Below are 21463 nucleotides of genomic sequence, written 5' to 3'. Positions count from 1 at the left end.
GAGGAGACCCCCATGCGCCACGTCGCGACCGACGCCCTCGTGGACCCACCGGCCCACAGCCGCATCACCGACTTCCTGCTGATGCAGGCGGGCCAGGAGCAGGATCCGCACCTGTACACCGTCCTCGCGGCGGACGGGGCCCCCCGCGAGGTGCACGCCCGGGAGTTCCTCACGAGCGTGCAGGGCGTGGCGAAGGGTCTCGTGGCCGCGGGGATCGAGCCCGGGGACCGGGTGGGCATCCTCAGCCGGACCCGCTACGAGTGGACCCTAGCGGACCTCGCGATCTGGTACGCCGGCGCGGTGCCCGTGCCCGTCTACGACTCGTCCTCGACCCAGCAGATCGCCTGGATCATGGGCGACTCCGGCGCCAAGGCCGTCTTCGTCGAGACGCAGGCCCTCGAGGAGTCCGTGCGCGCGGCCTCGCGGGAGACGCCGTTCCGCGCCGCGGAGAACGTCTGGCGCCTGGACGGCACGGGCACCGGCCTCGACGAGCTCGCGCGCGCCGGCGCGGACGTTCCCGACGAGGAGCTCGAGGCGCGCCGCACGTCGCGCGGGCTCGAGGACGTCGCCACGATCATCTACACCTCAGGGACCACCGGTCCGCCCAAGGGGTGCGAGCTCACGCACGGGAACTTCGTGCGGCTGTGCGAGAACACGACCCTGGTCGTCGCGGACATCATCCACCCGGGCGCCCGGACGCTGCTCTTCCTGCCGCTGGCCCACGTGTTCGCCCGCTTCGTGGAGGTGATCGCCCTATACTCCGGGACCGTCCTGGCCCACACCCCGGACGTGAAGAACCTCATGGGGGACCTCGCGGCCTTCCGGCCCACGTTCATCCTGGCCGTCCCGCGGGTGTTCGAGAAGATCTACCAGAGCGCCCGCCTCAAGGCCGAGAAGAGCGGGAAGGCGAAGTCCCTGATCTTCGAGCGCGCCGTGGCCACGGCCGTCGCGCACTCGAGGGCCGGTCAGGACGGACGGGTGTCGCCGATCCTGCGCGCGCGCCACGCCCTCTACGACCGACTCGTGTACTCGAAGCTGCGGGAGGCGATGGGCGGGGAGGTCACGCACGCCGTCTCGGGCGGCGCCGCCCTCGGCACCCGGCTGGGCCACTTCTTCAACGGGATCGGCGTGTACGTCGTCGAGGGCTACGGGCTCACGGAGACCACCGCCCCGATCGCCGTCAACACCCCCGAGATCGGCAAGATCGGCACCGTGGGCCTGCCGCTGCCGGGCAACGAGGTGAGGATCGGCGAGGACGGGGAGGTCCTCGTCCGGGGCACGCACGTCATGCGCGGCTACCACGGCCGCGAGGACCTCACCGCCGCGGCGTTCGAGGACGGCTGGTTCCGCACGGGCGACCTCGGCTCCCTCGACGAGGACGGCGCCCTCACCCTCACCGGGCGGAAGAAGGAGATCATCGTCACCGCCGGCGGCAAGAACGTGGTCCCCAACGTGCTGGAGGACCCCATCCGCGCCTCGGCCCTGGTCTCCCAGGTCATGGTGGTCGGGGACGACCGGCCGTTCGTGGCCGCCCTCGTCACCCTCGACCAGGACGTGCTCCCCGCGCGCCTCGAGCTCATGGGGCTGGACCCCGCGATGCCCGTGGCGGAGGCGGCGCGCCACCCGAAGGTCGTCGAGCACGTCCAGGACATCGTGACCCACGCGAACCAGGCGGTCTCCCGCGCGGAGAGCATCCGGGCCTTCGAGATCCTCGACGTCGACTGGACGGAGGCCTCCGGGCATCTCACCCCGTCGATGAAGATCAAGCGGACCCGGATCGCCCAGGACTTCGCGGACCGGATCGAGGAGATCTATTCCCGTCCCGCCCCCGAGCCGGCCCCGGCCCCCGCCACCCCGGCGGAGCGGATCAAGGAGAAGCTCTCCCAGGCGCACCTGCCGGGCCGCGGATAGCGCCGGGCCGGTCGTCGGCCGGTGGGATCACCGGCCGCCGACGAGGGCCTCCGGGGCCAGGGGCGAGTGCTGGGGGACGTCGAGGCCCAGCAGGGCGTTCTCGACGACCTCGCTCAGGGCGGGGTGGATCCAGTACTGGCCGCGGGCCATCGTGTGGGCGTCGAGGCCGAAGGACATGGCCTGCACCAGGGGCTGGATGAGCAGGGAGGCCTCCTCACCGATCAGGTGCGCGCCCAGGAGGCGCCCGGTGCCCTTCTCGGCGATCAGCTTGCACAGACCCGTGCGGTCCTCCATGGCCCACCCGTAGGCAGTGGCCCCGTAGTCCTGCACCTTGACCGTGATCTCGCTGCCCTGCTCGACCGCCCACTGCTCGGCCTCCTCCTGGGTCATGCCGACGGAGGCGATCTGCGGGCTGGTGAACACGGCGGAGGGCACGAACCGGTGGTCGGTGGCCCGGAGCTCGCCCGGGTGCAGGAGGTTGTGCTGCACCGTGCGGGCCTCGGCGTTGGCCACGTGCTTGAGCTGGTAGGGCGAGCTGATGTCGCCGAGCGCCCACACGCCCTCGACGGGAGAGCCCCCGGAGAGGGCCCGCTGGTACTCGTCGACGGCCAGCAGACCGTCCTGCCGCACGTCCAGGCCGCCCGCCCGGGCGTCGAGCACGTCGGTGTTCGGCTGCCGGCCCGTGGCCACGAGCACCACGTCCGCGGGCAGGCGCATGACGAGCTCCGGGTCCTGCGGGTCGCGGAAGGTGACCATCACGGCGCCCTCGTCGCCGTCCCACTCCTCGACCTCGCTCAGCGACCAGCCCGTCTCGAGCTTCCACTGCCGGGAGGCCTCGCGCGCGAACCGCTCGGCGATCTCCGGGTCGTGGTAGCGCAGGATGCGGTGGGAGCGGTTGACCTGGGTCACCCGCGCGCCGAGGCTGGAGAAGACGTGGGCGAACTCGGCGCCGATGTAGCCGCCGCCGACCACCACCACGCGGCGGGGCAGCTCGTCGATGCGCATGACCGTGTCCGAGGTGTGCACCTGGGGCAGGTCCATCCCGGGGATCTCCGGCCGCACCGGTCGCGAGCCGGACGCCACCACGATCTGGTCGGCCGTGATGTCCTCCCCCGACGCGGTGCGCAGGGTCATCGGAGCGGTGAAGCGCACGTGCTCCTCGTAGACCGTCACGTGCGGCAGCGTCCGGCGGTAGGCGAGCCCGCCGTGGGAGATCGCGTCGATCCGACCGAAGATCCGGTCCCGCATCTCCCGCCAGCGCACGCCGTTGACCGCGGCGTCGAGGCCGAGCCGGTCCGCCTCGTGGGCGCGGCGGGCCACGCTCGCCGGGTACGCGTACATCTTCGTCGGGATGCAGCCGACGTTGAGACAGGTGCCGCCGAAGGTCCCGCCGTCGACGATGGCGACGTCCAGGCCCTCGTAGTCCTCGGTAAGGATGGAGTTGCCCGAGCCGGAGCCGATGATGATGAGGTCGAATTTCCGCATGGCGCCCATCCTATGCGCGGGTGCTCCCGCTCCGGGTCGGCCACCGCCGGCGCCGCGGCCCTCCCGGGGACCGCGGTGCCGGCGGAGGCGGTGCCGGGTCAGCCCGCCGTGCCGAGCGCCAGGAGGAGGTCGCCGCCGGAGACCTGGGTGACGCCCTTGAGGGCCACCCGCTGGACGGTCCCGCCGGTGGGGGCGGTGATGGAGGCCTCCATCTTCATGGCCTCGATGGTGGCCACCTGTCCCCCGGCCTCCACGGTGTCGCCCTCCGCCACGGTCACGGTCACCGCCCCCGCGAACGGGGCGGCCACGTGGCCCGGGTCGGACGGGTCGGCCTTTTCGGTCTCGGGCACCGAGGAGGCGATCGAGGTGTCGCGGACCTCGATCGTGCGGGGCTGGCCGTTGAGGGTGACCATCACGCTGCGCATGCCCTTGTCGTCCGGCTCCGAGATGGCCTGCAGGGTGACCAGCAGCCGCACCCCCTTGCCGAGGGAGATCACGTGCTCGTGCTCGGAGGTCAGCCCGTAGAGGAAGTCCCGGGTGTGCAGCAGCGCCAGCTCCCCGTACTTCGCCCGGCTGGCCTCGTAGTCCCGGGTGGGGCCGGCGAAGAGCAGCCGGTTCAGGGTCGCCCGCCGGGTCGCCGAGTCCCCGGCCAGGGCCTTCGAGTCCTCCGGGGCCAGCTCGGTGACCCCGACCTTGACGGTGCGTCCCTCGAGCGCCCTGGAGCGGAACGGTTCGGGCCAGCCGCCGGGGGGCGTGCCGAGCTCCCCGGCGAGGAAGCTGATCACCGAGTCCGGGATGTCGAACTTCTGCGGGTTCGCCTCGAACTCGCCCGGGTCCACCCCCATCCCCACGAGCTGCAGGGCGAGGTCGCCCACGACCTTCGAGGAGGGGGTGACCTTCACCAGCCGGCCCAGCATGGCGTTGGCGGCGGTGTACATGTCCTCGATCGCCTCGAACCGTTCCCCCAGCCCCAGCGCGATGGCCTGCTGGCGCAGGTTGGACAGCTGACCGCCCGGGATCTCGTGCCGGTAGACGCGCCCGGTCGGGGCGGTGAGCCCGGACTCGAAGGGGGCGTACATCCGGCGGATGACCTCCCAGTAGGGCTCCAGGGCGGTCGCGGCCTCCAGCGGGATGCCCGTGTCGCGGTCGGTGTGGGCCAGAGCGGCGATCAGCGCGGAGGCGGGCACCTGGGAGGTGGTCCCGGCCATCGAGGCCTCGGCGACGTCCACCGCGTCCACCCCGGCGCCGATGGCGGCCATCAGCGTGGCGAGCTGGCCGCCGGCGGTGTCGTGGGTGTGCAGGTGCACGGGCAGGTCGAAGCGCTCCCGCAGGGCGGTCACCAGTTTCGCCGCGGCCGCCGGGCGCAGCAGCCCGGCCATGTCCTTGATCGCCAGCACGTGGGCGCCGGCGTCGACGCACTGCTGGGCGAGGTCCAGGTAGTAGTCCAGGGTGTAGAGGTCCTCGGCCGGGTCCAGCAGGTCACCGGTGTAGCACAGGGCGACCTCCGCGACCGCGGTGCCCGTCCTGCGGACGGCTTCGACGGCCGGGCGCATCTGCTCGACGTCGTTGAGGGCGTCGAAGATCCGGAAGATGTCCACCCCGGTCGCCGCGGCCTCGGCCACGAACGCGTCCGTCACCTCGGTGGGGTACGGGGTGTAGCCGACGGTGTTGCGCCCGCGCAGCAGCATCTGGATCGGGATGTTCGGCATCGCCTCCCGCAGCAGCCGCAGCCGCTCCCACGGGTCCTCCCCGAGGAACCGCAGCGCGACGTCGTAGGTGGCCCCGCCCCAGGCCTCCACGGACAGCAGCTGCGGCAGGGTGTGGGCGTAGGCCGGGGCGGCGGCGAGCAGGTCCCGGGTCCGCACCCGGGTGGCCAGCAGGGACTGGTGGGCGTCGCGGAACGTCGTGGAGGTCACGGCCACGGCCTCCTGCTCGCGCAGGGCCCTGGCGAAGCCCTCGGGCCCCAGGTCCCGCAGCCGCTGCCGCCACCCGTCCGGCGGGGTGTGCTCGGAGGGCCCGTCGAAGGGCGAGCGGAACGGCTCGTCCTGCTTGTCCCCCGGGTAGTGGGGCAGCTTGGTGCGCGGGTCGATGCCCTCCACCCGCTCCCCGTTGGGCTGGTTCACCGTGACCTCGGCCAGCCAGGTCAGCGCCTTCGTCGCCCGGTCCCCCGAGGTGCGGGCCTCGAGCAGCTCGGGGCGGCGCTCGATGAAGTCGGTGGCCACGTTGCCGGCGAGGAACTCCGGGTCGGCCAGCACCGCCTGGAGGAACTGGATGTTGGTGGCCACTCCGCGGATGCGGAACTCGGCGAGGGCGCGCTGGGACCGGTGCACCGCGGTGGCGTAGTCCCGTCCCCGGCAGGTGAGCTTCACCAGCATCGAGTCGAAGTGCGGGGAGATCTCGGCCCCCGCGTAGACGGTGCCCCCGTCCAGGCGGACCCCGGCCCCACCGGCGGAGCGGTAGGCGGAGATCTTCCCGACGTCGGGGCGGAACCCGTTGGCCGGGTCCTCCGTGGTGATCCGGCACTGCAGGGCCGCCCCGCGCACGGTGAGCTCGTCCTGGGCGATGCCCAGGTCAGTCAGGGTCTCCCCGGCCGCGATGCGCAGCTGGGACTGGACGAGATCGACGTCGGTGATCTCCTCGGTCACGGTGTGCTCGACCTGGATGCGCGGGTTCATCTCGATGAACACGTGCTGCCCGGCCCGCTCCCCGGCGGTGTCCACCAGGAACTCCACGGTGCCCGCGTTGACGTAGCCGAGCTCCTTCGCGAACTTCACCGCGTCCCGGTGCAGGGCCTGGCGGATCCCCTCGTCGAGGTTCGGGGCCGGGGCGATCTCCACGACCTTCTGGTGCCGGCGCTGCAGGGAGCAGTCGCGCTCGAACAGGTGCACCATCCCGCCCTCGTTGTCGGCGAGGATCTGCACCTCGATGTGGCGGGGCCGCAGCACCGCCTGCTCCAGGAACACGGTGGGGTCCCCGAAGGCCGTGTCCGCCTCGCGCATCGCCGCGGCCAGCGCCTCGGGCAGCGCCTCCGGCGTCTCCACCCGCCGCATCCCGCGGCCCCCGCCGCCGGCCACCGCCTTGACGAAGATGGGGAACCCGATGCCCGCGGCCTGCTCCAGCAGCTCCTCGGGGTCCGCGGAGGGCTCCGTCGAGGCCAGCGTCGGGATCCCTGCCCGCTTCGCCGCTTTGAGGGCTGCGACCTTGTTGCCGGCCAGTTCCAGGATGCCCGCCGCCGGACCCACGAACGTGATGCCCTCCGCCGCCGCCGCACGGGCCAGGTCCGGGTTCTCCGACAGGAACCCGTAGCCCGGGTAGATCGCGTCCGCCCCGGACTCCTTGGCCACCCGGATGATCTCCGCCACGTCCAGGTACGCCCGGACGGGGTGGCCCTCCTCGCCGATCCGGTACGCCTCGTCGGCCTTCTGCCGGTGGATCGAGTTGCGGTCCTCGTAAGGGAACACCGCCACCGTCTTGGCCCCGAGCTCGTACGCGGCACGGAAAGCACGGATCGCGATCTCGCCGCGATTGGCCACCAGGATCTTGGAGAACATCAACACCCGTTCCGCACCCGGGGCCGTCCGGCGGACACCCGGGCACTGATTCGTCGAAGGTCGTGCAACGTCGCGCACGCGGTCGGCATGGCCGTCCGCGGGCGTTCCTGACCAGTGAACCACGCCGCCCCGGGGCACACTGTGACTGCCGTCACAGAGCGTCGCCGTGGTCGGCGCGCACCGGCGGGGCGGAGGACGGCGGATGGCCCGCGGGTGGGCCCGCGCCGCACCGGGACGGAGCGCGCGCACCCGGCTACGATGGGCGCAGCCGTCTCCTCGCCGCGGCCCCCGATCCCGGACCCGAGGAGCCGTTCCTCCCGTTTCCCCGCGAGCGAAGGGTGTCCCCTCCGTGCAGATCGTCAGCGTCAGCAGCCTCAAGGGCGGTGTCGGCAAGTCCTCCGTGACCCTGGGGATCGCCTCGGCCGCCCTGCAGGCGGGCGTGCCCACGCTGGTGGTCGATCTCGACCCGCACGCCGACGCCACGACCGGGCTCGGTGTGCACCCCGAGCGCGGTCACGACATCGGAGGGGTGCTGCGCAGGCCTCGTCGAGGGTCCCTCGAGCGCGTGGTCGTGGGCTCGGCCTGGGCGGTGCGCGACGGCCTGGACAGCAGGGCCCTCGACGTCGCCCCGGGCTCGGCCCGCTCGTCCCACCTCGACCGCTCCGAGTACCGGGACAAGGATCTCGGCCGGCTGGAGCGGGCGCTCTCCGACGCCAAGGAGTACGACCTGGTGCTGGTCGACTGCCCGCCCACGCTGAGCGCCCTGACCCGCACCGCGTGGGCCGCCAGCGACAAGGTGCTCTCGGTGGCGGAGCCCTCGCTGTTCTCGGTGGCGGGGACCAAGCGCACGATGACGGCGATCGCCCAGTTCGAGCAGAGCCGCACGTGGGCCGTGCCGGCGGCCGGCGTGGTGGTCAACAAGGTCCAGCACTCGTCGGTGGAGCACCGTCACCGTCTGGGCGAGCTGCAGGAGCTGTTCGGCCCGCTGCTGGTGAGCCCGGTGATCCCGGACCTCCCCGTCTGGCAGCAGGCGCAGGGCGCGGCGTGGCCGATCCACCGCTGGCCGGGGGCAGAGGCACGGGACATCTCCGGGCGGTACACGGCCATCCTGCAGGGCCTGCTCGACGGCTCATCCTGAGCCGCCCGGATCAGCCCGCGTTCTGCCGGCGGGCCCGGCGGGCGGAGAGCTCGTCGTCGGGCAGGGGCTCCTGAGCGGGGGCCCGGTCCGTTCCGGTGTGCTCACCGGGGAGCGCCGCGAGGGTTCCCTCGACCTCGCGCCAGACCCGGCCCACGGCGATCCCGAAGACGCCCTGCCCACCCTGCACCAGGTCGATGACCTCGTGGGGGGACGTGCACGCGTAGACGCTGGCGCCGTCGCTCATCATCGTGAGCTGCGCCAGGTCCGCGACGCCCTGGGCGCGCAGTGCGCCCACGGCGGTGCGGATCTGCTGCAGGGAGACGCCGGTGTCCAGGAGCCTCTTGACGATCTTGAGGACCAGGATGTCGCGGAAGCTGTAGAGGCGCTGCGTGCCGGACCCGGAGGCGCCGCGCACGGTGGGCTCCACGAGACCCGTCCGCGCCCAGTAGTCGAGCTGCCGGTAGGTGATGCCCGCAGCCTTGCACGCGGTGGGGCCGCGGTAGCCCACGGACTCGTCCCGGATCACGGAGTCGTCGAAGAGGACGCCCTGGGTGCCCTGAGCCGGAGGGCTGCCGGTCCCCGCCGTGCCGCCGGGCTGCTCGCGGTCGCTCACGCCGCCTCCTCGCTCGTGGACCCGGTGCTCGCGGCGCCGGGAGTGGGTGGTCTCGCAGAGACGTCCGGATCCCCCCGGGAACACCTCGAGTACTGCTTCGACGGTAGACCTCCCCGGGGACGGGGTCAAAGCCATCAGCCGCCCGGGTCCCGTGTCGGGCGGACGGCGCCGAGTCAGAAGTCCTCGGGGTCGACGTTGTCGAGGAAGTCGCGGAACTGCTCGACCTGCGTCTCGGGGGGCAGCTGCTGCTCCCCCTCTTCCGCGCGGGGGGACGGCTCCCGCAGCTCCCCGTCCCCGCTCATCACGAGGCCGGCCTCGTCGAGGACGGTCTCGGTGCACAGGATGGGGCAGTCGGTGCGTGCGGCCAGGGCGATGGCGTCCGAGGCCCGGGAGTCGACGACCGTTCCGTCCGAGAACTCGAGCGCGGCGTGGAAGACGCCCTCCTCCACCGTGTGGATCCGCACCCGGGTGAGCGTGCGGCCGAACGCGGTGGCCACCGACAGCACGAGGTCGTGCGTCAGGGGCCGGGGCGGCTCGATCCCCTGGACGGCGAAGACGATGGACGTCGCCTCGTTCGTGCCGATCCAGATCGGCAGGTGCCGTCCGCCCTCGACCTCGCGGAGCACGACGACGGGCTGCGCCGACGGCACGTCCATGCGCACGCCCGCGATCTCCATCAGGACCTGGTGCACGGCCATGTCAGCCCTCCACCGCGGCCCGCTCCTGGAGCGCGGCGATCTCCGAGCGCACGAGCGAGGTGTGGATGGTGAGGCACAGCCCGGAGATCTCCTGGGCGCGCTCGACGGCGCGGGCCCTCGAGGCGGCGTCCCGGCGGGAGGTCAGGGGCGCCACGGCTCGTTCCACGAGGCCCAGCTCGCGGTCCGCGGCGGCCTTGAAGGGGCGCAGGTGGCGCGGTTCCAGGCCGTGGGCCGTGAGGGCGAGGGCTGCCCGGGTGATGGCGAGGGCGTGGTCGTCGAAGGCCCCGTTCTGCTCCCGGATCAGCCCGTAGCTCACGAGCTCGCGGACGAGCGGGACGCCGGCGCCGGTGCGGGCGGCGAGCTCCCGCAGGTTGTAGGTGCGCGGCGCGCTGACGACCGGCAGCGGGGCGGTGACGGGGTCCGCGGCCTCCGCAGTGCGGCGGGGGTCGTCGGCCCGGGCGTCCTCGTCGGCGTCCAGCCGCTCCCGGATCACCTTCAGCGGGAGGTAGCGGTCGCGCTGGAGCTCCAGGATCCGGCGCAGCCGGTCCACGTCGGCGCGCGAGAACTTGCGGTAGCCCGACGCGGTGCGCGCGGGGTGGACCAGGCCCTTGTCCTCCAGGAAGCGCAGCTTGGATGCGGTGATGCCGGGGTGGTCGGCACCGAGCTCCTTGAGCACGGCGCTGATGCCCACCCGGGGCTCGTGCTGGACGTCGTCCCGGTGGGGATCGGTCTCCGCGGGGTCGGTCATGGCTCCCTTCTACTGGTCCGACTGCGAGCGCAGCGAACGGTAGAACGTGAATCGGAACTTGCCGATCTGGACCTCGTCGCCGTTGTCGAGCTGCGCGCTGTCCACGCGGTCGCCGTTGACGTAGGTGCCGTTCAGGGAGCCGGAGTCGATGATCTCGAAGGAGTCGCCGCGCCGGACGAACCGGGCGTGCCGGCGCGAGACGGTGACGTCGTCCAGGAAGATCTCGGAGGACGGGTGGCGGCCGGCGGGCACCTCGTCCCGGTCGAGGAGGAAGCGCGACCCGGAGCCCCCGCTGTCGTGGGCGACGAGCAGGGCGCTGCGCGGCGGGAGCGCGGATACTGCGGAGCTCTCCTCGGGGGAGAGCTTGTGGGAAGCTGCGTGCGAGAGGACCTCGGCCACGATCTGGATCGACGTGGTCTCCGGCTCCCCCTGGGGTGCGTTCGAGCCGTGCTGGGTTCTGAACATCTCTTCCCTCGACTGGTGACGTGATGGTGGACGGATCCTGTGGGACCCCTACCCCGCGACCTCCTGTCCCGGCGGTTTCCGGGCAACCGGCCGGAGCCACCCGGTTGCTCTTCAGTGTACCGGGTGGTGGAGACACGGAGGGGCGGCCGGGACACGTCCCGGCGCGCGGTCGGGGTCCTGCGCGGGTCAGTCGAGCTGGGCGGCGTACCCCTCGGCGTCGAGCAGGCCGGACCGGTAGTCCTCGCCGGCGGGGCGGACCTCGAACAGCCAGCCCTCCGCGTACGGGGCGGTGTTCACGGTCCCGGGCTCGTCCTCGAGCGCCTCGTTGACCGCGGTGATCTCGCCGGAGACGGGGGCGAAGATGTCGCTCACCGACTTGGTGGACTCGATCTCCCCCACCGCGGCGCCCGCCTCGACGTTCTCCCCCACCTCGGGCAGCTGGACGAACACGACGTCGCCCAGCTCGCTCTGCGCGTGGTCGGTGATCCCGATGCGCACCGCGCCGTCGGCGCCGGGGCCCGCGATCCACTCGTGCTCGGCCGTGTAGGACAGGTCGGCGGGGATGTTGCTCATGGGATCACTCCTGGTCCGGCGGGTGCGGTCGGCATGATTATGGCACAGACCTCACCGGGGCCCCGGGGATGCGGAGCCCTTCGGGTGTCGGGCGCTCAGCGCCCCTCCCACGCGGTGATCTCGGCGTGGATGGAGTGCTTGCGCTCCGTCCCGGCGAAGGACGCGTCCACGGAGTTGCGGGCCAGGGCCGCCGCCTGCTCGTCGGTGAGGCCCAGCGCGTCGCGCAGGCCCTGGAAGACGTCCCCCACGTAGCCGCCGAAGTAGGCCGGGTCGTCCGAGTTGACCGTGACCAGCAGTCCCTGCTCGAGCATGTCCAGGACGGGGTGGTCGGCGAGCGTGTCGACCACGCGCAGCCGCACGTTGGACAGCGGGCAGACGGTGAGCGGCACCCGTTCCGCGACGAGGCGGTCCACGAGCCCGGGGTCGCGCAGGCACTGGATCCCGTGGTCCAGCCGCTCCACGCGCAGCACGTCCAGGGCCTCCCGCACGTACTCGGGGCCCGCCTCCTCCCCCGCGTGGGCGACGACGTGCAGCCCGGCCGCCCGCGCCCGCGCGTAGACCTCCTCGAAGAGGGCCGGCGGGTGTCCGATCTCGGCCGAGTCGAGGCCGATCCCGTCGATCCGCGGCAGCTGGTCCCCGAGGGAGTCGAAGAGCTCGGCGGCCTCGGCGGCGGGCCGGTCCCGCAGGAAGCACAGCAGCAGCGTGCTGGTGAGGCCGTGCTCGGCACGGGCGGCGTCGAGGGCGGCGCGGATGCCGTCGACCACCGTCCCGAGCGGCACTCCCCGGACGGTGTGCGCCTGGGGGTCGAAGAAGACGTCGACGTGCCGCAGGCCCTGCGCGCCCGCCCGCTCGAGGTAGGCCCGGGTCAGCCTCTCGAAGTCGGAGGCGTCGCGCAGCACCGCCATCGTGGCGTAGTAGAGCGCGAGGAACGAGGACAGGTCCTCGAAGTCGTACTGCCGCCGCAGCTCCTCGACGGAGTCGTAGGGCAGCGCCACCCCGTTCTTGGCGGCGAGCTCGAAGGCGAGCTCGGGCTCGAGGGTGCCCTCGATGTGCAGGTGAAGCTCCGCCTTGGGCAGGGTGTGCAGGTCGTTCAACTCCGGCGCTCCTTCGCGGTCGGCCCCGGGACCGGAGCATTCGACGTCCCGTGCAGTGTATGCGCCGCGGTGCGGATCGGGCCCCGTCCCCCGCTCCGGGCCGTCCCGGGCCCGGCGGTAGGCCGCACGGGCGCCGAAGAGGCACAGTGGCCGGCGGCACGGTGGAGGGACGAGAGAAGGCCGGTGGTCCGCGTTCCCGCGGTCCACCGGCCCCGAATCGTCGGGCTGACAGGATTTGAACCTGCGACCCCTTGACCCCCAGTCAAGTGCGCTACCAAGCTGCGCCACAGCCCGAAGTGCTCAGTGCGTTCCCGCCCCGAGCACTCGCATCACATTACAGCAAGCTCCGGCGGAATTCATCTCGGCGTGCGCCTCAGCGCTTCCGGTTCCGCTTCTCCCGCACGCGCATGGACACCTCGATGGGAGTGCCCTCGAAACCGAAGGTCTCGCGGAGCCGGCGGGTGATGAACCGTCGGTAGCCGGGGTCGAGGAAGCCCGTGGTGAACAGCACGAAGCGCGGCGGGCGGGAGGAGGCCTGGGTGCCGAAGAGGATGCGGGGCTGCTTGCCGCCGCGCACGGGGTGCGGGTGGGCCGCGACGATCTCGCCGAGGAACGCGTTGAGCCGCCCGGTGGGGACGCGGGTGTCCCACGAGGCCAGGGCGGTCTCCAGGGCGGGGACGAGCCTGTCCTTGTGCCAGCCGGTCTTCGCCGAGACGTTCACCCGCGGCGCCCAGGCCACGTGGGCGAGGTCGCGGTCGATCTCCCGCTCGAGGTAGTAGCGGCGGTCCTCGTCCATGAGGTCCCACTTGTTGAAGGCGAGCACGAGGGCGCGGCCGGAGTCCACGGCCAGCTGCAGGATGCGGACGTCCTGCTCGGACAGCACCTCGTCCGCGGCGAGCAGCACCACGGCCACCTCGGCGCGCTCGAGGGCCGCCTGGGTGCGCAGGGACGCGTAGAAGTCCGCGCCCTGGGCCATGTGCACGCGGCGGCGGATGCCGGCGGTGTCGATGAAGCGCCACGGCTTGCCGCCCAGTTCGATCAGCTCGTCCACGGGGTCGCGGGTGGTCCCGGCCAGGGGGTCCACGACGACGCGCTCGGACCCGGCCAGCTTGTTGAGCAGCGACGACTTGCCCACGTTCGGGCGCCCGATGAGCGCCACGCGGCGGGGGCCGCCGGTCAGCTCGGTCTCGGCCACCGCGGAGAACTCCGGCAGCAGCTCCGTGACCGCGTCGAGGACGTCGGCGGCGCCGCGCCCGTGCAGGGCGGACACCGGGTGCGGCTCCCCCATGCCGAGGGACCACAGGTAGGTGGCCTCGACCTCCAGCTGCGGGGAGTCGACCTTGTTGGCGACCAGGATCACCGGCTTGCGGACCTTGCGCAGCATCTTCACGATGGCCTCGTCCGCGGCCGTGACGCCCACGGTGGCGTCGAGCACGAGCAGCACGGCGTCGGCGAACTCCACGGCCATCTCGGCCTGCTCGGCGACGCGGGCGTTGATGCCCTTGGCGTCGTACTCCCACCCGCCGGTGTCCACGAGCGTGAAGTTGCGCCCGTTCCAGGTGGCCCGGTAGGAGACGCGGTCGCGGGTCACGCCCGGGGTGTCCTCCACGACGGCCTCGCGCCGGCCGAGGATGCGGTTGACGAGGGTCGACTTGCCGACGTTCGGGCGGCCCACGATGGCGAGCACCGGGGCGGGCCGGCGCACCGGTGCCTGGTCGCCGTCCTCCGCCCACTCGGCGAGCAGCGCGGCGTCCTCCTCATCGAGCTCGTAGTCCTCGAGCCCGGCCCGCAGCGCCTGCGCGCGCTGCTCGGCCTCGTCGTCGTCGATGGCCGCGAGCCGCTGGGCGACGTCGTCCGTGGTGCCGCCGAGGATCTCGGCCTCGTAGGGGTCGTGGGCGGTGTCGTGCGCGGGGTTCTCGGGGTTGCCGGTCATGGCTGTCCTTCGCTGGGCCGGGTGCGGCCGGTCGGGGTGCGGAAAATGTCGGGGGGGGGGACGGTCTAGGCGGTGCGGCCCGCGGCGCGGACGACCACGTCGATGACGGCCTGGACGGTCTGCTCCACGGTGAGCTCGGAGGAGTCGATCGTCACGACGCCGTCGGCGGCCTGGGTGAAGTTCACGACCGTGGCGTCCTTCGCGTCCCGGCCCACGACCCGGGCCCGGAGCTGCTCGGCGTCCTCGACGCCGCCGTTCTGCAGGCCGCGGCGAGCCATCCGGGCCCGCTCGTCGGCGGTGAGCAGGATCCGGGCGTCGGCGTCCGGGGCCACCACGGTGGTGGTGTCCCGGCCCTCGGCCACGATCCGCCGGCCGCTGTCCGCGATGAGCTCCTGCTGGCGGGCCACCAGCACCGCCCGCGCCGCCGGGTTCGTGGCCACGGCGCTGACGGCCTCCGTCACCCGGGCGCCCCGGATCTCGACGCCCACGTCGGTCCCGCCCACGAACACCAGCTCCCGGTCGGGATCGGTGCCCTGGGCGAGCGGGAAGTCGCGGGCGGCCTCGACCACGGCGCCGCCGTCGGAGAGGTCCACCCCGCGGTCGAGGCACCACCACGTGAGGGCGCGGTACATGGCGCCCGTGTCCAGGTAGGCGAGACCGAAGCGGCGGGCCACCTCCTTGGACACGCTGGACTTGCCGGAGCCCGAGGGTCCGTCGATGGCGACGACCAGCTGGCGTCCGGCGTCCGCCGGCGCCCCGGTCCCGGGCGCTGCGCTGCGGGCGGTGTTCGTTCCGGTGTTCACTGCACGACCTTCCATCCGCGCTCCTGGAGCGCCTCGACGAGTTCCTTGCGGCGGTTGGGCAGCACGGAGACCTCGACGAGGCCCACGGGCTGGCCCGGGGAGTGCTCGAGGCGCAGGTCCTCGAGGTTGACGCCGATCTCCCCGATCTCGGTGAGCAGCCGGGCGATCTGCCCGGGGACGTCCCCGACGAGCACGGTCAGGGTCGCGAACGCCCGGGGCGCGCCGCCGTGCTTGCCCGGGATGCGGGCCCGGCCGGCGTTGCCCTCCGCCATGAGCTGGGCGATGTCCAGCCGCGCGCCGGGCGCCCGGGGCGCCTCGAGAGTCGCGATGAGCCGGTCCAGGTCCTCGCGCACCCCGTGCAGGGACGCCACCACGGGTGCGGCGTTCGCCGAGAGGATCTGCACCCACAGGCCGGGGTCGGAGGCGGCGATGCGCGTGGTGTCCCGCAGCCCCTGGCCCGCGAGGGACAGGTGGTGCAGCGGGGTGTCCTGCAGGCGGGAGGCCAACAGGGAGGACATCACCTGCGGCAGGTGGGAGATGAGGGCCACGGTCGCGTCGTGCTCGCGGGCGTCCATGAACGTGACGGTCGCCCCGAGGTCCACGGCCAGGTTCTTCGCCGCGGCGAGCGCCGCGGGCGCGGAGGCGCCCGAGTCGCACACGACCCAGGGCATGGACGTGAACAGCTCGCCGCGGGCGGCCACGGGACCGGACCGCTCCCGTCCGGCCATGGGGTGGGTGCCCACGTACCGGGTGAGGTCGCCGCCCAGGGCGCGCACGTCCTCCAGCACGGCCTCCTTGACGGACGCGATGTCGAGGACGACCGCCTCCGGGTGGCGTCCCAGCGCGTCGGCCACGGTCTGCGCGGTGACGTCGGGCGGGGTGGCGACGACGACGAGGGCCGGCTCAGGGACCTGGTCCTCCCCCGCCGCGCGGCAGGAGCGGCCGGCGCCGATGTCCTGGGCCACGGCCTCGGCGGTGGGCGAGGAGTCCTGCAGCCAGACGTCCACGCCGAGGTGGCGCAGGCCCAGCCCGATGCTGGCGCCGAGCAGGCCGGCGCCGACCACGAGCACGGGCCCGGAGGTCGCCGCGGGGGCCGGCGGCGCGGAGGGGGTCTGCGTCACGGCTGCTCCCTACATGCCCACCGAGGCGAGGAGGTGCCCGACCTCGGTCCTGGAGAGCCGGCGGATGGTGCCCTGGCGCTGGTCACCGATCCGGATGGGACCGACCTCGGTGCGCACGAGCTTCTCGACGGGGTGGCCGACGGCGTCGAAGAGCCGGCGCACGATGCGGTTGCGCCCGGAGTGCAGGACGACCTCCACGAGCAGGTGGCCGGGGGTGGAGTCCACGAGCCGGAAGGAGTCGACGGAGGCGATGCCGTCCTCGAGCTCGATGCCGGCCTTCATGGCCGTGCCGACGCCCTTCTCCATGGGGCCGCGGACCTGCACGAGGTAGGTCTTGGGGACCTCGTAGGAGGGGTGGGTGAGCCGGTTGGTCAGCTCGCCGTCGTTGGTCAGCAGCAGCAGGCCCTCGGTCTCGACGTCGAGGCGGCCCACGTGGAAGACGCGCTCGTTCTTCTGCTGGTTCAGGTAGTCGGCCACGCACGGCCGGCCCTCGGGGTCCTCCATGGTGGAGAGCACCCCCTCGGGCTTGTTGAAGGCGTAGTAGACGAGGTTCTCGTCGAGCTGCACGCGGACGCCGTCGACGTGGATCTCGACGGTGTCCGGGTCCACCCGGATGCCGAGCTCCGTGATCGTCTCCCCGTTGACCTGCACGCGGCCGGCCTCGATCATCTCCTCGCACACGCGCCGCGAGGCCACGCCGGCCTGGGCCATGAGCTTCTGCAGCCGCACCCCGTCCGGGTCGTGCTGGTCGAGCCGGTCCACGGGCGGGTTCTTGGGCCGCCGCTTCCGGTGCGGGGGGCGGTACGGGGTGGCGGGCATCCGCCGGGCGCTCTTCTCGGAGGACGCGAACGGGCGGGGTCCGCGGTCCTGGCCGGTGCCTGTCGAGGACCCGCCCTTGGCGCCGCCCTTCGCGGCGCCGCCCTTCGCGGTGCCGCCCTTGGCGGGTCCGCCCTGGGCGGCACCACCCTTGGCGGGGCCGCGGCCGGAGGCGCCCTTCCCGCCCTGGAACGACGTGCCGCCCTGGCCGGTGCGGGGCTTCTGGCCGCCCTGGGAACCGGGAGTGCGGCGGCCGCCGGGCCCGGGGCGGCCGGATGATGAACGTGAAGTGGCCATGGTGGTGTCTCAGTCCTCGTAGTGGTCGATCTGGTCGATGCCCGGCAGATGAGGGGCGATGTCGGGGAGCTCGTCGAGCGAGCCGATGCCCATCTTCTCCAGGAAGAACGTGGTGGTGCCGTAGAGCACGGCGCCGGACTCGCCGTCCCGCTCGAGCTCGCGGATCAGGCCTCGCTGCACGAGCGTGCGGACGACGCCGTCGACGTTGACCCCGCGGATCGCGGAGATGCGTCCCCGGCTCACGGGCTGGCGGTAGGCCACGACGGCCAGGGTCTCCAGGGCCGCCTGCGACAACCGGGCGGTCTGTCCCTCCGCGACGAACGCGGAGACCACGGGGGCGAACTCGCTGCGCGAGTGGATCCGCCAGCCGGCACCGGTGCTGCGCAGCTCGAACCCGCGCGGCGCCAACGTCCCATCATACCCCGGATCCGCGGCGACGCCGTCGTACTCCGCGCGGAGCCGGTCGAGGACCCGTTGCACGGAGGCGACCGGGACCACCAGGACGGCGGCGATCTCGTACTCGCTGACGGGCTCGTCGGCGACCATCAGGATCGCCTCGACGGCGGCCCGCACACCGCCGGGCAGCGCCTCGAGATCCGGTCCGCCCTCCGCCGCGGGGCTCACGCGGACGCTCCCGCGGCGGCCGGGACCTCGACCGGGGCCCCGTGCGGGACCGGGCTCCCGTCCTCGGCGCCGGCGGCGTCCTCGGACAGCCGGTCGGCGGTCCACCCGGTGCCCGCCCCGGTCCAGCGGACCGTCAGCTCCCCCAGCGGCTGCTCCTGGGAGAGCTCGAGCACGGCGTCACGGTACATCTCGAGCAGCGCCAGGAACCGCACGACCACCGCGAGCGTGGACCCGGCGTCCGCGACGAGCACCCGGAAGGAGCGCGGGGCGCCGTCCTCGAGCAGCCCGGCGAGGACCTCGGCCTCGTCCCGGATCGTCACGGCGCCCCCGTGCAGGTGGTCCACCCCGACCTCCGCGGGCGCCTCGGGCCGGGGCGCGAAGACGGACCGGGCGATCTCGGCGAACTGCTCGGGGGCGGTCCGCCAGTCGAGCTCGGGCAGCACGGCGGCCACCTCCGGGTCCAGCGGCACCGACCGGGGCAGTCGAGTGGACTCGGCCCGCATCCGCTCGTCGAGCAGGACGGCCACCTCCTTGAACGCCTTGTACTGCAGCAGCCGCGCGAAGAGCAGGTCCCGCGCCTCGAGCAGGGCCACGTCCTCCTCGTCCTCGACCTCTCCGCGCGGCAGCAGCCGGGCGGCCTTGAGGTCCAGGAGGGTCGCGGCGACCACGAGGAACTCGCTGGCCTCGTCGAGCGCCCGGGTCGAGCCGATCTCGTGCAGGGCGCGCACGTACTGGAGGAACTCGTCCGTGACCGTGGCCAGGGCGATCCGGGTGATGTCCAGCTCGTGCTTGGCGATCAGGGAGAGCAGGACCTCGAAGGGCCCCGCGAAGTCCTCCAGCCGCACCGCGAAGCCGCCGGGCCCCTCGGGGACCGGCGGCTCCTCGGGGTGCATCAGGGCGCGCCGCCGCGCGAGATGAGCTCCCGCGCCAGCTGGCGGTAGGACTCGGCGCCCTGGTGCGCCGTGGCGAAGGAGAGGATGGGCTCGGCGGCCACGGTGGCGTCCGGGAACTTCACGGTGCGCTTGATGACGGTGTCGAAGACCTTGTCGCCGAACGCGTCCACGATCCGGGCCATGACCTCGCGGGAGTGCAGGGTCCGGGAGTCGAACATCGTGGCGAGCACGCCGTCGATCTGCAGGCGGGGGTTGAGCCGGTCCTGGACCTTCTCGATGGAGTCCACGAGCAGCGCCACGGCGCGCAGGGCGAAGAACTCGGCGATGAGCGGGATGACCACCCCGTGTGCGGCGGTCAGCGCGTTGACCGTCAGCAGCCCCAGTGAGGGCTGGCAGTCGATGATGATGACGTCGTAGTGCTCCTCGAGCTTGCGCAGCGCACTGGCCAGCACCTGCTCGCGGGCCACCTCGGTGACCAGCTGCACCTCGGCCGCGGAGAGGTCGATGTTGGCGGGGAGCAGGTCGACGCCCTCCACGTCGGTCTCCTGGACCACGTCCCACACGTCCACGGAGCGGTCCATCATGACGTTGTAGACCGTCAGCTCCAGCTCGTGGGGGTTGGCGCCGAGGCCGGCGGAGAGGGCGCCCTGCGGGTCGAAGTCGACCAGCAGGACCTTGCGGCCCAGCTCGGCGAGCGCCGCACCCAGGTTGATGGTCGAGGTGGTCTTGCCGACCCCGCCCTTCTGGTTGACCATCGCGATGATCCGGGCGGGCCCGTGGGTGGTGAGCTCGGGCGGCTCGGGGAAGTCGCGGGCGGGACGGCCGGTCAGGCCGACGGTCCCCGTCCCGGCCTCGCCCGTGCCGGGGTTCCTCTCGTCGCTCTGCTGGCTCACTCGTGGCACCGCTCTTTCGTTCGTGGTCGCACTCGGGCGGACCGGCCCCGGGCACGGGGCGGCCCGGGCCGGACGGGCCGACCTGGGGTTTTCCTGGACTCGATCAGCTTCCAGGGTACCGCCGCCGCCGTGCCGCCCCGAATTCCCGGGCGGCGGTGGAGCCGGAGGACGGCAACGGCCCGCGCCCGCCGCGCCCCTGGGGGCACGACGGGCGCGGGCCGGACGCGGGTTCCGGCGCGGGAGCGGGTCAGCGCACGCCCGCCGCGGCGTCGACCTTCTCCGCGACGGACTCCTCCACGCGGGCACCGGAGCCGGGCCGGGTGTCTCGCTCGGCGGCGGGCCGGTCCTCGGCGGCGCCGTGCGAGTGCGCGGCCATCGTGGACTCGTCGAACCGGTCCCGGCCGGAGAGCACGCGCTCGACCTGGACGAGGTCGATCTCGCGCGTCCACTTGCCGATCAGCAGGGTGGCCACGGCGTTGCCGGTGAAGTTGGTCAGGGCCCGGGCCTCGGACATGAAGCGGTCGATGCCGACGATGATGCCGACCCCGTCGACCAGGTCGGGGCGGTGGGACTGCAGTCCGCCGGCGAGGGTGGCCAGCCCGGCGCCGGTGACCCCGGCGGCGCCCTTCGAGGCGATGATCATGAACACCAGCAGGGAGATCTGCTCGCCCAGGGCCAGGGGGTTGCCCATGGCGGACGCGACGAACAGGGCGGCCATGGTCAGGTAGATGGCGGTGCCGTCCAGGTTGAAGGAGTAGCCGGTCGGGACCGTGACGCCGACCACGGGCTTGGACACGCCCACGTGCTCCATCTTGGCGATGAGCCGCGGCAGGGCCGCCTCGGAGGAGGAGGTCGAGAAGATCAGCAGGTACTCGCGGCCCAGGTACTTCATGAGCCGGAAGATGTTGATGCCGGTGACCGCCTTCAGCAGCCCGCCCAGGACCACCACGATGAACAGGACACAGGTGAGGTAGAAGGCGATCATCAGGGTGGCCATCGAGACGATGGCCTGCACGCCGGTCTCGCCGACCACGCCGGCGATCGCGCCGAACGCGCCGATCGGGGCGACCCACATGACCATGATCAGGATCCGGAAGACCAGGGCCTGGACGTAGCCGACGGCTCGGAGCACGGGCTTGCCGGCCGGACCCATCTGCTGCAGGGCGAAGCCCACGATGAGCGCCACGAACAGGGTCTGCAGGATGTTGCCCTCGGTCAGGGAGGACAGCAGCGTGGTGGGGATGATGCCGAGCAGGAAGCCGATGGTCCCGCCCTCGCCGTCACCGTGGCCCGCGTCCGTGATCTCGTACTCCGAGCCCTGGATGTTCAGCCCCTCGCCCGGGTGGATGAGGTTGCCGACCAGCAGGCCGATGCCCAGCGCCATGGTGGACATCGCCATGAAGTAGGCCAGGGCCAGGCCGCCGACCTTGCCGACGGTCGCCGCCTTGGCGATGGAGCCGACGCCCAGGACGATCGTGCAGAAGATGATGGGGGCGATCATCATCTTGATCAGGGCGATGAACGCGGTGCCGACGGGCTTGAGCGTCTGGGCGAACTCGGGGGCCACGAGGCCCAGGACGGCGCCGGCGACGACGGCGACGATGACGAAGACGTACAGGTAGTGCGTCCTGTCCTTCTTCTGCTTCTGGGCGGGCGGTTGCGGGTCGACGGGGTCCGTGGCGACGGTGGCCATGCTTGTCCTCCGGTTCGGATGGGTGGCGCGGGGCCCGGGACCGGGCCGATGTGACGAGTCTCACCGCCGCCCGGTCACCTGTCGTGTTGTGGTCATAATGGTCGTGACGCCCAC

Annotated in this window: 18 protein-coding genes and 1 tRNA gene; 2 read left to right on the top strand and 17 right to left on the bottom strand. The window is 72.8% G+C overall.

Annotated features, from left to right (window positions below):
- Positions 1 to 12: 12 nt before the first annotated feature.
- A complete protein-coding gene (locus ACFYE3_RS13875; RefSeq protein ID WP_387610098.1) occupies positions 13 to 1911 on the top strand; it encodes an AMP-dependent synthetase/ligase in 1899 nt (632 codons plus the stop codon).
- Positions 1912 to 1938: 27 nt separating this feature from the next.
- Here the strand turns inward: ACFYE3_RS13875 and ACFYE3_RS13870 are convergent, their stop codons facing one another.
- Both ACFYE3_RS13870 and ACFYE3_RS13865 read right to left on the bottom strand, forming a co-directional pair.
- On the bottom strand, positions 1939 to 3396 hold the full coding sequence (locus ACFYE3_RS13870; protein WP_387610097.1) for a mycothione reductase: 1458 nt from the start codon (positions 3394 to 3396) through the stop codon (positions 1939 to 1941).
- 98 nt (positions 3397 to 3494) lie between these two features.
- A complete protein-coding gene (locus ACFYE3_RS13865) occupies positions 3495 to 6947 on the bottom strand; it encodes a pyruvate carboxylase (RefSeq protein WP_387610095.1) in 3453 nt (1150 codons plus the stop codon).
- A gap of 349 nt (positions 6948 to 7296) precedes the next feature.
- Between ACFYE3_RS13865 and ACFYE3_RS13860 the strand changes: the two genes are divergently transcribed.
- Positions 7297 to 8085: a ParA family protein gene (locus tag ACFYE3_RS13860; RefSeq protein WP_387610093.1), complete on the top strand. Its 789-nt coding sequence runs from the start codon at positions 7297 to 7299 to the stop codon at positions 8083 to 8085.
- Between the two features lie 10 nt (positions 8086 to 8095).
- Here the strand turns inward: ACFYE3_RS13860 and ACFYE3_RS13855 are convergent, their stop codons facing one another.
- The 15 genes from ACFYE3_RS13855 to ACFYE3_RS13785 all read right to left on the bottom strand — a co-directional run bounded on the left by ACFYE3_RS13855 (position 8096) and on the right by ACFYE3_RS13785 (position 21349).
- On the bottom strand, positions 8096 to 8698 hold the full coding sequence (locus tag ACFYE3_RS13855) for a MerR family transcriptional regulator (RefSeq protein ID WP_387610091.1): 603 nt from the start codon (positions 8696 to 8698) through the stop codon (positions 8096 to 8098).
- A gap of 173 nt (positions 8699 to 8871) precedes the next feature.
- On the bottom strand, positions 8872 to 9396 hold the full coding sequence (locus tag ACFYE3_RS13850; RefSeq protein ID WP_387610089.1) for a bifunctional nuclease family protein: 525 nt from the start codon (positions 9394 to 9396) through the stop codon (positions 8872 to 8874).
- A 1-nt stretch (position 9397) separates the two neighbouring features.
- Entirely contained in the window at positions 9398 to 10144 is a 747-nt protein-coding gene (gene ftsR / locus ACFYE3_RS13845) for a transcriptional regulator FtsR (RefSeq protein WP_387610088.1), read from the bottom strand.
- Between the two features lie 9 nt (positions 10145 to 10153).
- On the bottom strand, positions 10154 to 10609 hold the full coding sequence (locus ACFYE3_RS13840; protein ID WP_387610087.1) for an FHA domain-containing protein: 456 nt from the start codon (positions 10607 to 10609) through the stop codon (positions 10154 to 10156).
- 186 nt (positions 10610 to 10795) lie between these two features.
- The gene (gcvH, locus tag ACFYE3_RS13835; protein WP_387610086.1) at positions 10796 to 11182 is read right to left on the bottom strand and encodes a glycine cleavage system protein GcvH; all 387 of its coding nucleotides are present in this window, start codon (positions 11180 to 11182) and stop codon (positions 10796 to 10798) included.
- Positions 11183 to 11277: 95 nt separating this feature from the next.
- A complete protein-coding gene (locus ACFYE3_RS13830) occupies positions 11278 to 12276 on the bottom strand; it encodes an adenosine deaminase (RefSeq protein ID WP_387610084.1) in 999 nt (332 codons plus the stop codon).
- A 220-nt stretch (positions 12277 to 12496) separates the two neighbouring features.
- A tRNA-Pro gene (locus ACFYE3_RS13825) sits at positions 12497 to 12570 on the bottom strand.
- Positions 12571 to 12649: 79 nt separating this feature from the next.
- Positions 12650 to 14209: a ribosome biogenesis GTPase Der gene (der, locus tag ACFYE3_RS13820; RefSeq protein WP_368821157.1), complete on the bottom strand. Its 1560-nt coding sequence runs from the start codon at positions 14207 to 14209 to the stop codon at positions 12650 to 12652.
- Between the two features lie 65 nt (positions 14210 to 14274).
- Positions 14275 to 15012 (bottom strand): (d)CMP kinase, encoded by a 738-nt coding sequence (cmk, locus tag ACFYE3_RS13815; protein WP_387610082.1) that lies wholly within the window; start codon positions 15010 to 15012, stop codon positions 14275 to 14277.
- Positions 15009 to 16133 (bottom strand): prephenate dehydrogenase, encoded by a 1125-nt coding sequence (locus tag ACFYE3_RS13810; protein ID WP_387610080.1) that lies wholly within the window; start codon positions 16131 to 16133, stop codon positions 15009 to 15011. Before ACFYE3_RS13810 ends, cmk begins: the two co-directional genes overlap by 4 nt.
- A gap of 9 nt (positions 16134 to 16142) precedes the next feature.
- Positions 16143 to 17246: a pseudouridine synthase gene (locus tag ACFYE3_RS13805; RefSeq protein ID WP_387610079.1), complete on the bottom strand. Its 1104-nt coding sequence runs from the start codon at positions 17244 to 17246 to the stop codon at positions 16143 to 16145.
- A 9-nt stretch (positions 17247 to 17255) separates the two neighbouring features.
- Positions 17256 to 17870, bottom strand: a complete 615-nt coding sequence (gene scpB / locus ACFYE3_RS13800; RefSeq protein ID WP_368811152.1) for an SMC-Scp complex subunit ScpB — start codon at positions 17868 to 17870, stop codon at positions 17256 to 17258.
- Positions 17867 to 18763 carry a segregation and condensation protein A gene (locus ACFYE3_RS13795; RefSeq protein ID WP_387610077.1) on the bottom strand — a complete coding sequence of 299 codons (897 nt, stop codon included), beginning with the start codon at positions 18761 to 18763 and terminating at the stop codon, positions 17867 to 17869. The genes scpB and ACFYE3_RS13795 overlap by 4 nt, the downstream gene beginning before the upstream one ends.
- The gene (locus tag ACFYE3_RS13790) at positions 18763 to 19656 is read right to left on the bottom strand and encodes a ParA family protein (RefSeq protein WP_387610075.1); all 894 of its coding nucleotides are present in this window, start codon (positions 19654 to 19656) and stop codon (positions 18763 to 18765) included. Before ACFYE3_RS13790 ends, ACFYE3_RS13795 begins: the two co-directional genes overlap by 1 nt.
- A gap of 247 nt (positions 19657 to 19903) precedes the next feature.
- Positions 19904 to 21349, bottom strand: a complete 1446-nt coding sequence (locus ACFYE3_RS13785; protein ID WP_387610073.1) for a cation:dicarboxylate symporter family transporter — start codon at positions 21347 to 21349, stop codon at positions 19904 to 19906.
- Positions 21350 to 21463 lie beyond the last annotated feature (114 nt).

The sequence above is a fragment of the Kocuria arenosa genome, assembly GCF_042879215.1.
Classification (GTDB): Bacteria; Actinomycetota; Actinomycetes; order Actinomycetales; family Micrococcaceae; genus Kocuria; species Kocuria arenosa.
Note: the sequence above shows the minus strand (reverse complement) of the source record. Positions and strands in the feature narration are given on the sequence as shown.